Source organism: Deinococcus taeanensis, from assembly GCF_020229735.1.
In the GTDB taxonomy this organism is placed as follows: Bacteria; Deinococcota; Deinococci; order Deinococcales; family Deinococcaceae; genus Deinococcus; species Deinococcus taeanensis.
In genome coordinates this window covers 359,306-370,987 of record NZ_CP083458.1, presented here as the reverse complement: position 1 = coordinate 370,987, position 11,682 = coordinate 359,306, and the positions used below count along the sequence as shown (strand labels likewise).

The window sequence follows — 11,682 nt, the reverse complement described above, 5'->3', positions numbered from 1 at the left end:
CCGTCCTCCCCACCATTCCCGTTCCATCCCACCCCACCCGGAGGTAAACCATGACTGCATCCAACCGTAAAGATCCCCTCGTTGCCGCCTACTTCAGCGTGCAGTTCGACAACAAGGTCGTCGGCGCATTCCGTGAATGCACCGGCCTGGGCAGCGAAAGTCAGGTGGTCGAGTACCGCGCCACGGACGACAAGGGCCGCGCCGTGCTGATCCGCGAACCCGGCACCATGAAGTACAACGACATCGTCCTCAAGCGCGGCATCACGAACGACATGGACATGTGGGAATGGCGTCAGCAGGTCGAGGAAGGCCGCATGGACGAAGCGCGCCGCAGCGGCACGATCACCCTGCACAACCAGAAGGGCGAACCCGTCGCCGCCTGGACGTTCGAGCGCGCCTGGCCCAGCAAACTCAACGGTCCCACCTACGACGCCAAGAGCAACGAGGTGGCGATCGAAGAGCTGACCATCACCCACGAGGGCTACAAGCGCGTTCCCGCTGGCGGCTGAGACCGCGGGCTGAAGCGTGAACGACCTGCCATTCATGCTGCCCGTCGGACTGTTCACGTCCGACGGGCAGGTTCACCGCAGCGGGGTTATGCGCCTCGCCACGGCCCTGGACGAAATCGAGCCGCTCGGTGACCCACGCGTGCAGCGCAACGAAGCCTACTATCCGCTGCTGCTGCTCTCCCGCGTCATCACCCGGCTCGGCCCCTTCTCGCCCGTCACGCCCGACGTCCTGGCCGTCCTGCCCGCCGCCGACTTCGCGCACCTGCAGCAGCTGTACACCCACCTGAACACCGCCCCCACCCTCGCCGCGCCCACTGCGGGTGCCCCCGCAGGCGCTGAAAGTACCGTCGAGACTGAATGCCCGCACTGCGGCGCCGTTCTGGAACTTGACCTGGCCGGCGCATGACCCGCCCCAACCCCCAGCACGCAGCGCCCACCCGGCCCGCCGCCCCCGACGCGGTCGGGACCCGCGCCCCCACACCCGCCGCCGTTGACCTTGATGAGGTCACGCGGCGGGTCTACGCCCTGATGCTGGAGGACCTGCGTGTGGAGCAGGCCCGGCACACCGGAGGTGAACGATGAGCTTCAACCCCCGCGTCACCGCGTCCGTGCGCGGCGGCGTTCACGCACGGCTGGACACGCCCCTGGGCACTGTCCGCGCCGATCTGACGCCGCGCCGCACCGCCGCGCCCCTGGACACCGTCCCGCAGAAAGCGGCCCACCGGATCCTGTCCAACCACCGCTACCACGTCGCCATCGACGGCCTGGAGCAGGCGGCCTTCAGCGAAGTCAGCGGCCTTCAGATCGAGACGGAAACCATGGACTTCATTGAAGGCGGCGTGAACGACCGCGTACTGCGCCTTCCCGTGCGGTCCAAGGTCGGCAATCTGACCCTGAAACGCGGTGTGGTGGCCGGTCAGAAACTGCTCGAGTGGCACCTGAACATCGTGCAGGGCTACATGGACGTCCGTAACGTCACCATCATCGTGTACGAAACCAGCGGCACCGTTCTCGTTCGGTTCGAGCTGCTTCAGGCTTACCCGGTCAAGTGGAGCGGCCCCCAGTTCACCGGGAACGGTGACGCGGTCGCGGTCGAAACGCTGGAACTCGCCCACGCCGGGTTCCTGCAGGTCAGCCAGTAACGGCCCCACCCCCAGAAAGGAGTTTCGTGAGCATCTTCGACGAGCGGCTTGGCCGCCTGAAAAACGCCACGCGCATGGCCCTCACCCAGCAGAGCGGCGCGCCGGCCCAGGTCAGGCCTGGGCCGCTCCCAGTTCCGTCCCTCCCCCTTCCGGGCCGCACCCGGCGGGTCCCCGCACGGTTGATCGCGCTGCCGCCCGCGCCCGCGCCCTGGCCACCGGACGAACACACACCGGAAGCCTGGGCGTCGCCAGCCGCTCCGGGGGCCCCCCGGCCACTTCTGGCGGCCCCCGCCCCTGACGCCGCCCTGTGGGCCCACAGTGCTCCCATCCCGGTGCCTGCGCCGCGCGCCGCGGCCGTCCCCACCCCGGTCACACCGGACCCCTACGGGGACACTGAGGCCGTAGAAGCCGCTGGCCTTACAGCCTTTCCGCCAGCGTTCCTGCCGGCTGCACCCGCCGCTCACCCCGCAGCGGCGCCGACTTCCGCGCCTCCAGAAGCCCGCCCCCTGCGGCCCGCGTCCTTCCTGGAGACCCTCGCGCTGAACACCGCGCTTCCCGACGAACCGCAACGCCCTGAGCCCGCGGCAGCCACCTTCCCCGTGGACGCTGGTTCCACGCGCTCCAGCGCGGCCCCGGCCGTTGAGGCGCCCTGGCCGACAGCGCTGACCACCCCCCTGGACGCGCTCAGGCCACTGGATGAGCCGTCCCCTCCCGCCGCCACAGGGCAGAAGGACCCGCCTCACACTGCGCCAGTGCCGGTCCAGACTGCACCTGAGCAGCTCACGGCAGCGTTACCCGACGAGGCTCCCGTTCCCGAGACGGCCCTCCCCGAAGTCAGACCAGTTCACGTTCCTGCTGACTCTGAGGCGCCCCTTCCTGAAGCACCGGTGGCGCCCACGCCACCGGTTCAGGCCGCTGCAGAGCCCACCGCTGATCAACCTCAGGCAATACCGGCCGAGACCCACCTGGTCCATGCGGACGCCACGCCCTCCCCGGAGGAGACAGAAGCGGCGCGGCGCGAGGCGCAGGAGCGTGAACGCCGGGAGCTCGAAGCGATTCTGCGGGCCGGGAACAACGACATCCCTGTGCGCCTGCCACGAAAACCCCGCCCCACCGGACTGCGCCCCGGCCCGTCTCCGGCGCCAGTTCAGGAGACAATCAAACCGGCCCCCCCCATCCCGCAGGACGTGTCGCAGAACATCCTTGCCCGCCTGAACCGCTTTGCGGAACTGGAAGCCACCGGCGAGGTGGAAGCCAGCGCTCTTCCCTTTCACGAGTTGCAGAACTGGCAGGACCACCATCCGGAAAAGAACGTGGTCGCACCCCCCGAGCCCACGTTCGAGGCGCCCCCAGCGCTGCCAGCGGGCGCGGCCCTGCCCCCAGCCAATCGCGCAACGACCCGCGTCCGGGCACGCAGCAGCCGCGGGCAGGGCCGTGAACCGCAGGGCCAGTCCCAGGGCCAGGACGGCCCCGAAGAGGAGCCAGACACAGCCCCGCCCGGCACACCCGCCAGCCCTCCTGAGACGCTTCACCCGGCGGCCACACCCCACAGCCTGGCGGACCAGACCTCGCCGATACCGCTGCCAGTAGAACCTCCCGGGCAGACTGACCACCAGCCAGACCCCGGGCCGGCGGCAGAGCCGGATGATGAACCTTCCGAAACTGGGCAGATGGCTACCCCGGCGCCGCGGCCGGCCGTGACCGGCGCCCACCCGGTCGTTGTACCGGAGCGTCCTGCCGCACTGCTCCCTGAACCGCAGGCCATTTCTCCTGCGGAACAACCCCTGAGTCCAGGCCCACAGGAACGCCGGGAGTCTCCCATTCTCCCCGGTGCATTCCCAAGCACTCAGCCCGCGCCCCCCAGCACCGTCTCCTCCGCCCCGGGCACACCGCTGAAACAAGGGGAGCCCAGGGTGACGGCACACGACACCCCCATCGTCCCAGTCGCTGCCCATGACGCCAGGGGAACGGCGCCCCTGCCGCTTCAGGCGCCATTAACCGCCCCGGTCCACTGGGCTCCTCTGGTCGATGTTCGGCCGCACCCCGTGATGCCACAGGCCGCCGCTCCCACTGTGACGGTCCGTCCAGCAGGGGTGCCGCCTGAAGGGATGGCGGCACCCCTGGCCGTCCGCCCAGGTGATGACCCGGCAGAACCCAGCCTGGAACAGCCCATTTCAGCGCTCCCTGGCATGTCCGCCGTTTCACGGCATGCCCTCGGAGACGCTGCACCCGCGAGCGTGGAAGCTCCGCCTGCCAGCGCAGGCCCAGCCCTTCCCTTCCTGACCGACAGAGAATCACCCCGTCCGGCTGACATCTACGACCCGACGTTCCAGGCGGCGCCACTGGCTCCACGCCGGGTTGATGATCCGGCAGAACCCAGCCTGGAACGGCCCATTCCGGCGCTCCCCGGCAGGTCCACCATTGCTCAACGCGCCCCCGGAGACGCTGCACCCGCAAGCGTGGAAGCTCCGCCTGCCAGTGCGGACCCAGCCCCTGCTTTGCTGACCGACAGTGAATCACCCCGTCCGGCTGACAGCCACGACCCGACGTTCAGCGTTCCTCAGCAGCGTGTCATTGAGGTCCCGCAGGACGTTCACGCATTGCGGGGGGTGGAAGCGGGACCTGGGGAGGTTGAGCGCCGTGTACCGCCTGTCGTTCCCCCAGGCCTGACGGCAGCTCCGGATCCTATCGCGGCCGTTCCTCCGTATTCGCGGGGCGTCCCAGCCCCTGGCGTTCAGCTCTCTGCTCCGCTTCCCACCTTCCTTCCGGCCGTGCTGCCCGCCCCTGGCGTCGGTGAACCGGGTGGCCTCGCTCTTCCCGGCCTGCGCACGCGGGTCCCGTCGGTTTTCGTGGTACCTGAATCCCCTTTCCGCAAGGTCCGGGAAGCCAGACGTGAAGTGTCCGCTGCGCCGGCTGCTCCAGTGGAAACGGCAGGTTCTGCCGATCATGCGCCACGCCCCATCGGTCCAGGTGCCGAGGACGCTCAGTTCCACCCTGTTGTTCCAGGCGCCGCTCCTGAAAGGATGTGGCCCACGGAACCGCCACGTCTTAGGGCCACACCGCACCTGGAGAGCAGGGGTTCCACAGCCGCACCCTGGAGCATTCCGGAGCATCCGGGGATGCAGGAGTCGCGCCGACCTTTCGCCGCGTCAGAGATTCAGCCCACCGATCCACCCACGCCTTCTGGCCCTCAGCTCGCGGACGCAGGGCAGCGTCCTGACATTTACCCTCCTGTGCTGCCACACCAACCCACGGCAGTGAACGTTGCAGGGGCCCTGCCCATTCCATTGCAGGAGGAACCAGCTGTTCTAGGCGACAAAGGTGCGGCCGCTCAGGCGCGGCGCACCGAGGCGGTGGCGCCTGGCCAGGCGAGTTCAGACGGACCGCTGGCCCGTCCGCTCGAAGCGAGGCGCCTTCAGGCCTCTGCCGTTGAGGAATACGGCCCTACTGCTGTACCGCAGCAGCGGCCTTCCTTTCTTCAAGCGCCGCTTGTTCCGTCGGGTCGGATGTCCTCCCTTCCAGTGCCTGCGCCTGCTCTGCGGGCGGTGCTGCCCGGGCAGGGTGAGCCCGCCGGAGAACAAGTTCTCCACTCAGAGCAACGCCAGATGGAAACCCCAGTCTGGCCACTCAGTCGGCAGGGAGACAGCATGGAGCTACCGGTGCAACCGGTTGCGGCCCAGACGCCCGGGGTGCACCGCCCGCCCCACGTGCACCCAGTCCTGCAGAACCTGGCGCTCAGCCGCCGGGTGTCCCGCATGCGCTCCCAGGAGCAACGTGCACTTCATGCGTTGAACGAAGCCCTGCACGAGGATGGGCACGGCACCCCCATGGCTCCGTCCCTGCAGAGCACGCTGGAGCAGAACCTGGGAACGCGGGTGGGCGATATTCGTGTCGTCCGGAACCCCCGCGTGCCAGAGGCGTTACGCGCTGCGAACGCCGACGCCCTCACCGTTGACCGCACTGTGTTCCTATCCCCGGACACAGACCTGAGCACCCCGGCCGGCGTTGCGCTGGCCGCCCATGAAATGACGCACGCGCTCCGGGCCACACAACCGCTGTTCGTGCCGGACGTGCTCCGCGTTCCAGGTGCGCCGGCCGCCGCAGTGGGGAACGAAGAGCACGTGGCCCTCGCTACGGAATGGGCGGTACAGGCCCGCACTGTTCCTTCGCGGTCGGCTGTGCCGGTGGACCGCGCTCCCGGCCTCCCGGCGCCCTGGGAGCCTCTGCCGGGCTGGGATGCTCCCTCGCCGCCCGCACGTGCGCCTCGGGCGGTGGGAGCCATGCGGCCGGTGTCTGCCGAAGCGCAACACTTTCCGGACACACACATGCCGGCGGCCCCGGCTCAGGCAACGCCCGGGGCGTGGCTGCACGCCGCGGCCAATCAGCGGCCACAACCGACCGCCCCGGCGCCGAGCGCGCCGGCGTCCAAAGAGCAGGCTGTGGGGCGCCGCGCCGCGCCTGCCGCAGCGGTTGACCTGGACCAGGTGGCCCGTGAGGTGTACGCACGTCTGAGGGAGCGTCTGGGCAACGAACTCCGCCGGCACTGAGTCCAGGCGGGTTCGGTCGCAGGCAGCGGCCGGAGGACTTGTTCTGACCGCCCCAGGTTCAGCAGAGAAAGCGCGTTCCACCAGACGCGCCTTTTCTGCTGCAGCGCGGCAGCACGAGTGAGACCTGGACCCGCACCTGCGGGTCAAACGATACCGCTGACCACACTGAACCTGTTCGCCCTCCATGGTCAGGGCGGAAGGCTGTTCATTCCGCCTGCGCTGCCCGTCGTCGATTAAACGCCGGCCAGAGCCGATCCCAGCAGGGACGAGCGTATGGCAGTCGACCAACGGAGAGGGCACCGGTCGTCTGCCGGTTACCCTCTCCTGTGATGTTCTATGGGCAGGTTCTCGCGGGATCGGCCAGGGGTGCGGAAGAGTGTGGGGCACAGCCGACCGTCTTGGCGTCAGCGGCAGGGCGGACCGGGCCGGCTGCGTTTGTGTCCAGTGGACTGCTGGAGGAACCCAGCAGTTCCGCCAGGGAGGTCAGCAACAGCTGGACCTGTTCCTCGTTGGCCTTCTCGTGACCGCCCATGTGTACCGTAGCTTCTCATGCCGGTGCGACGCCGGATGCCGCATTTCTTCTGAACGGGTTCACCGTACCTGAAGGTCGGCTGTGATCCAGTGTCCGCTGGGGTTCCCTGCGGGGGCGGTGGTGCTCAGGCATGGTCTGACGACTTCTTGGACTAACTCTGTTCTGCCTGTGCGTCCAGATCGCCCGGGTGGGGGCGGCGGCGCTTCAGATCAAAGGTATCGCCTGCGGACAGAACGTGCAGGTGCACGCCATGCAGCGAGAGGATCTCCTCGGTGCTTGCCTCGGCAACGTTGGAGTGCGTGATCGCTGAGCCGTCAACCACGTACACGCCGCCGCTGCCGATCACCCGGAACTGCTCACCGCGCATCACGATGGCCGTATCCTCGTCGATCCCGACGCCGAGCACCCGGGGGTTCTGCGCCACTGCCCCGAGCAGCCGGCCGATCCGGCCGCGCTCTGCAAAATGCTGGTCGATGATGACCCCACGCACCAGGCCCAGGCCAGGAGCCATCTGCAGGTCACCAATGCGGTATGAGGCCGTGCCGGTGCCCTTGACCAGCATGGTTTCACACATCACGGACGCCCCGGCGGATGTCCCGGCAATCACGCCGCCCGCCTCGAAGATCTCGCGGATGCGCGCCTCGACGGGTGTGTCTCCGATCTGGCTGGTGATGCGCAGTTGATCTCCGCCGCTGAACAGAACGCCGCCGGCGTCGTCAAGCAGGCGAAGGGTGTCGTCCTGCATCGCCTCAGCGCGTTCCTCCACGTACAGTTCCGCCAGGTCGCCCAGGCCCAGGTCGGTGAAGCCCTCCTCGTACGACTCGAAGTACCCTTCGGGTTTGTGGGAGGCGACCGTGGCGATCACCAGGCGTTTACCCTGAACGTGCCTGGCAACTTCGCGCAGGATGGGCCGGTCTCCGCTTTTGCTTTCGTGCCCGCCAATAATGATGAGGGTGCCCTGTCCGGGGCAGCTGCCTGCGTCACCTGCCATCGTTGGCCTCCTCCTGTTTACTCAGAAACACCTGTGGCGCCTGACCGGCGGTCTGGTAGGCGACCGGCATGTGAGGACTGACGTGCGCCCAGCCGATCATGCCCCGGGCGGTCAGGGCGATGGCGCCGGCCTGACCGTCAACGCGGCGGCGGATGTCCTGCACGGCGCTGGCCACCGCCTGCTCAGGGGGCACGCCCGGCAGCTGGTGCATAATGCGCGCCGCGGCCATCATGCGCGCAATCTGTTCACCGTCACCGCTCAGTGCGGTGGCCCCTACGCCATCCTCGGCATAGAAGCCGCACCCTGGTTGTGGCGAGTCCCCGACGCGGCCCTGCCGCTGGCCTTCCAGGCCACCGGTGGAGACGGCCACCGCAAGGTGACCGTCGGCGTCCAGCGCCAGGCACCCGACCGTGTCGCTGCTCGGCTGACCCGGCTGCTTGTCGGGAGCGATCAACTCGGCCGGGTCACACAGCTCTGCGTGGCGCTCAGCGGCGAAACGCCGGGCGCCAGGCCCAGCCAGGAGGATCTCTTCCTCGCGCAGCAGCAACCGCGCGACACTGACCGGGTGACGTGCACCCTGGAGCACCGAGACGGCACCGACGTCCAGAGTGTTGCCATCCATGATGGAGGCGCACATCTCGACTTCACCGTCGGCCGTGAGGTCACTGCCGTACCCGGCGTTGAAGGTGGGATTGTCCTCGAGGACGCGCACGGCCGCCTCAACGGCGTCCACGGCGCTGCCGCCGCTGTCCAGGATCTGCTGGCCGGCGTTCAGGGCGACGAGGCACCCAGCCCGGCTGGCGCCCTCCTGTCCACGTGGAACTTGATGCGCGCCGCCGTGCAGGATGATGGCCCATCTGGGCGGTGTGTCAGTCATGGGAGGCCCCTTGTTGCGGTTCGCCGCCGAGGCGGCGGGTGACGTGTGGTCCAGGCTGGAAGGCGCGGATCTGCGCCCAGGTCTGCTCAACCTCAGTAACGAGAATCACCACGAGGTCCCCGGCCTTCGCGGCGCTCAAAGCCGCTTGGACGGCGTCGGGTTCAGGCAGCACGGTCTGGATGCGTTCCGTGCTCATGCCGGCGTTCGCGGCGCCTTCAACGAGCAGACGCGCGCCTTCACCTGCGGCGCGGCCACGCCGGTATTCGTCCTCACGGACAATCAGCTCGTCAAAGGTTTCAGCCGCGAGGGCGCCCATCTGGCGGATGTCCTCGTCACGGCGGTCGCCAGCGACCCCCATCACGCCGATCACGCGGCCTGACGCTGGGCGCAGCTGGCGCACCAGGTCGCGCAGCTGCCCGAGCCCGCTGGGGTTGTGCGCGTAGTCGAGCAGCACGTGAAACGGATGACCGGTGTAGAGGTTCAGCCGGCCGGGATTCTGCTCAAAGTCCGTCGAGAAGCTCGCCAGGGCGGTGCGCAGGACCGGCAGCGTCACCTGCTGGGCCAGCGCGATGGCCGCGGCCGCCAGGGCGTTCTGAACGTTGACCTGCGCGGCGCCGCCCAGCGTGGCGGGAATCTCGCGGGCGAGCAGGATGGGGCGCCGCCGGCGGCCCTGGTACAGAACGAGTTCGTCCCCCAGGACGGTGGGTTCGCACACCACGGCGGCGCCGCCCTCGGCAATGTGGGCCAGCAGTTCGGGTGAGCAGGCGGCGGCGCCGCGCATCGAGAAGAGCACCAGGGTGCCGCGTGCGCGCCGGCGCATGCGCAGGGTGAGTGGGTCGTCGGCGTTCAGGACGCTGGTGCCGTTCTCGGCCACGACCTCCACGATGAGGGATTTCACCCAGGCGAGGTCTTCGAGGGTCTCGATGCCTTTCAGGCCCAGGTGGTCAGGCTGGACGTTCAGGACCGCGCCCACGTCACAGCGGTCGAAGCCCAGACCTTCGCGCAGGATGCCGCCACGTGCGGTTTCCAGGACGGCGACCTCCACGCTGGGATCACTGAGCACCACCTTCGCGCTTTTGGGGCCGGTGGTATCGCCGCTCAGGATCTGCTCGCCGCCGATGTACACACCGGTGGAGGTGGTCAGGCCCACGGTCTTCCCGGCGTGCGTGAGGATATGTGCGACCATCCGCGCCGTGGTGCTCTTGCCGTTCGTGCCGGTGATCGAGATGATCGGCATGCGGCACGGGGTGCCCTGAGGGAACAGGTGATCGATGACGGGCGCGGCCACATTGCGGCCCTCCCCTTCGGAAGGCTGCAGGTGCATGCGGAAGCCAGGAGCGGCGTTCACTTCCACGATGCCGCCGCCGGTCTCATGGACGGACTGGCTGATGTCCGGGGAGATCAGGTCAATGCCGGCCACGTCCAGGCCTATGACTTTGGCGGCGCGGCGGGCAATGGTGGCGTTGTCCGGATGAATCACGTCGGTGCGGTCAATCGCGGTGCCGCCGGTGGAGAGGTTGGCGGTGTCGCACAGGAACACCACCTCCTGTTCGGCCGGCACGGTCTCGGGGGTGCGGCCCCTGCGCGCCAGCACATCAAGTTCCGCGGCGCCGAGGCGGATGCGGGTCATGACCTTCTCGTGCCCTTCCCCGCGCCGTGGGTCGCGGTTCACGACCTCCACCAGCTGCGCGACGGTACTGACGCCGTCGCCAACCACGTGCGCGGGCACCCGTTCGGCCACGGCGACCACCTCGCCGTTGACGACCAGCACGCGGTGATCGTTGCCCGGGAAGTAGGTTTCGACCACCACGGAGCGGCTGTGTTCACGCGCCATGGCAAAGCCGGCGCGGATTTCCTCGGGGGTGCGCAGTTGCAGCGACACGCCGCGGCCGTGGTTGCCGTCCAGCGGCTTGGTGACCAGCGGGCCGCGCAGGCGCCGCGCGGCGTCCACGGCCTCGTCCGCGCTTCGCACCACCTCGCCCTGAGGCACAGGCAGTCCGGCCCGGTCCAGCAGCCGCTTGGTGAGGGCCTTGTCGCTTGCGGTCATGGTGGCGATGTGTGAGGTCCGGCCTGTGATGCTCGCCCGGATTCGCTGCTGGTACCGGCCATACCCAAGCTGCACGAGGCTTTCGTCGTCGAGGCGCAGCCAGGGAATGCCGCGCGCTTCGGCTTCGTGCACCAGCGAGTGCGTTGTGGGCCCCAGCGCGTAGCGCCTGACCAGGGTGCGCAGCCCGTTCAGTTCGGCTTCAAGGTCGAAGGGCCCGTCCAGGTCGGGGGTGCTCAGGCTGGAGGGCACCAGCCGTGACAGACCTTCGAGGCCCTGCAGTTCGGGCGGCAGCAGACTGCTGATCAGGCGGAGGGCACTCAGGCCCGCCATAAGTCCGACGCGCTCCTCACGGTAGGCGTACAGAACGTTGTACACGCCGGGACGTCCGCGCACCGAGCGGGTCTTGCCGTACGTGACCGGCGTGCCGGCCAGCGACTGCAGGTCCAGCGCGACGTGTTCGGCGACGTGGCCCAGCCAGGTGCCGTCGCGCAGGCGGCGCACAAATCCGCCGGGCTTGCGGTAGGAGCAGCCGTGCTTGTGCAGCGACGGCAGCAGGGTGAGAAGCCGGTCCGTGAAGTCCGGGAGCGTATTGGTGGGGTGGGCTTCGAGCGCGCCGAGGTCCAGCTGAAACCGAATCATGGGGCCGTAGCCGTACAGGTTGGGGCCACGGTAGATCTGCTTTTCCAGGACGGTCATCGGAGCCGGCAAGGTTCCGGACGCGTTGTCCTGCGGTTCATACAGTGTCATAGAGGAACCTCGCGGCGAGGAGGGAAAGGGGGGCAAAGAGCAAGGAAGGGCGCCTGCGCGCCACTTCGTGCTGAGAAGGTAGTGCGCTCAACCGCCTCGTCGCGTGCAGGACAGGCGTACTCGACTTAGGACAAGCTGTTCGTGGTATGACAAATCGCCCAACACAGCTTCATTCATTTCACAGAAGACCACCCGGGGATCAAGCAGTTGACAACTTTGGTCCACTGCTCTAGAGTCCTGTCCGGCTTCCGACCCCCGGAAGTCACCTTTATCCAGAGTCGGCGCGAGGT

Annotated in this window: 8 protein-coding genes; 5 read left to right on the top strand and 3 right to left on the bottom strand. The window is 68.4% G+C overall.

Features of this window, described 5'->3' with window-relative positions; all coding sequences use genetic code 11:
- The first annotated feature begins 50 nt into the window (after positions 1-50).
- The 5 genes from LAJ19_RS19355 to LAJ19_RS19335 all read left to right on the top strand — a co-directional run bounded on the left by LAJ19_RS19355 (position 51) and on the right by LAJ19_RS19335 (position 6,198).
- Positions 51-509 carry a phage tail protein gene (locus LAJ19_RS19355; RefSeq protein WP_225524136.1) on the top strand — a complete coding sequence of 153 codons (459 nt, stop codon included), beginning with the start codon at positions 51-53 and terminating at the stop codon, positions 507-509.
- 16 nt (positions 510-525) lie between these two features.
- A complete protein-coding gene (locus tag LAJ19_RS19350) occupies positions 526-915 on the top strand; it encodes a hypothetical protein (RefSeq protein ID WP_225524135.1) in 390 nt (129 codons plus the stop codon).
- Positions 912-1,091 (top strand): hypothetical protein, encoded by a 180-nt coding sequence (locus tag LAJ19_RS19345; protein WP_225524134.1) that lies wholly within the window; start codon positions 912-914, stop codon positions 1,089-1,091. The genes LAJ19_RS19350 and LAJ19_RS19345 overlap by 4 nt, the downstream gene beginning before the upstream one ends.
- Positions 1,088-1,651, top strand: a complete 564-nt coding sequence (locus LAJ19_RS19340) for a phage tail protein (RefSeq protein ID WP_225524133.1) — start codon at positions 1,088-1,090, stop codon at positions 1,649-1,651. The genes LAJ19_RS19345 and LAJ19_RS19340 overlap by 4 nt, the downstream gene beginning before the upstream one ends.
- Before the next feature lie 3,788 nt (positions 1,652-5,439).
- The gene (locus LAJ19_RS19335; RefSeq protein ID WP_225524132.1) at positions 5,440-6,198 is read left to right on the top strand and encodes an eCIS core domain-containing protein; all 759 of its coding nucleotides are present in this window, start codon (positions 5,440-5,442) and stop codon (positions 6,196-6,198) included.
- Between the two features lie 683 nt (positions 6,199-6,881).
- On the opposite strand, the gene LAJ19_RS19330 is transcribed toward LAJ19_RS19335, so the two are convergent.
- Genes LAJ19_RS19330 through cphA form a run of 3 tightly spaced genes read right to left on the bottom strand, consistent with a single transcriptional unit; the run spans position 6,882 to position 11,392 of the window.
- Positions 6,882-7,721 carry a cyanophycinase gene (locus LAJ19_RS19330; RefSeq protein ID WP_225524131.1) on the bottom strand — a complete coding sequence of 280 codons (840 nt, stop codon included), beginning with the start codon at positions 7,719-7,721 and terminating at the stop codon, positions 6,882-6,884.
- The gene (locus LAJ19_RS19325) at positions 7,711-8,598 is read right to left on the bottom strand and encodes an isoaspartyl peptidase/L-asparaginase family protein (protein ID WP_225524130.1); all 888 of its coding nucleotides are present in this window, start codon (positions 8,596-8,598) and stop codon (positions 7,711-7,713) included. The genes LAJ19_RS19330 and LAJ19_RS19325 overlap by 11 nt, the downstream gene beginning before the upstream one ends.
- Positions 8,591-11,392 carry a cyanophycin synthetase gene (gene cphA, locus LAJ19_RS19320; protein ID WP_225524129.1) on the bottom strand — a complete coding sequence of 934 codons (2,802 nt, stop codon included), beginning with the start codon at positions 11,390-11,392 and terminating at the stop codon, positions 8,591-8,593. Before cphA ends, LAJ19_RS19325 begins: the two co-directional genes overlap by 8 nt.
- Positions 11,393-11,682 lie beyond the last annotated feature (290 nt).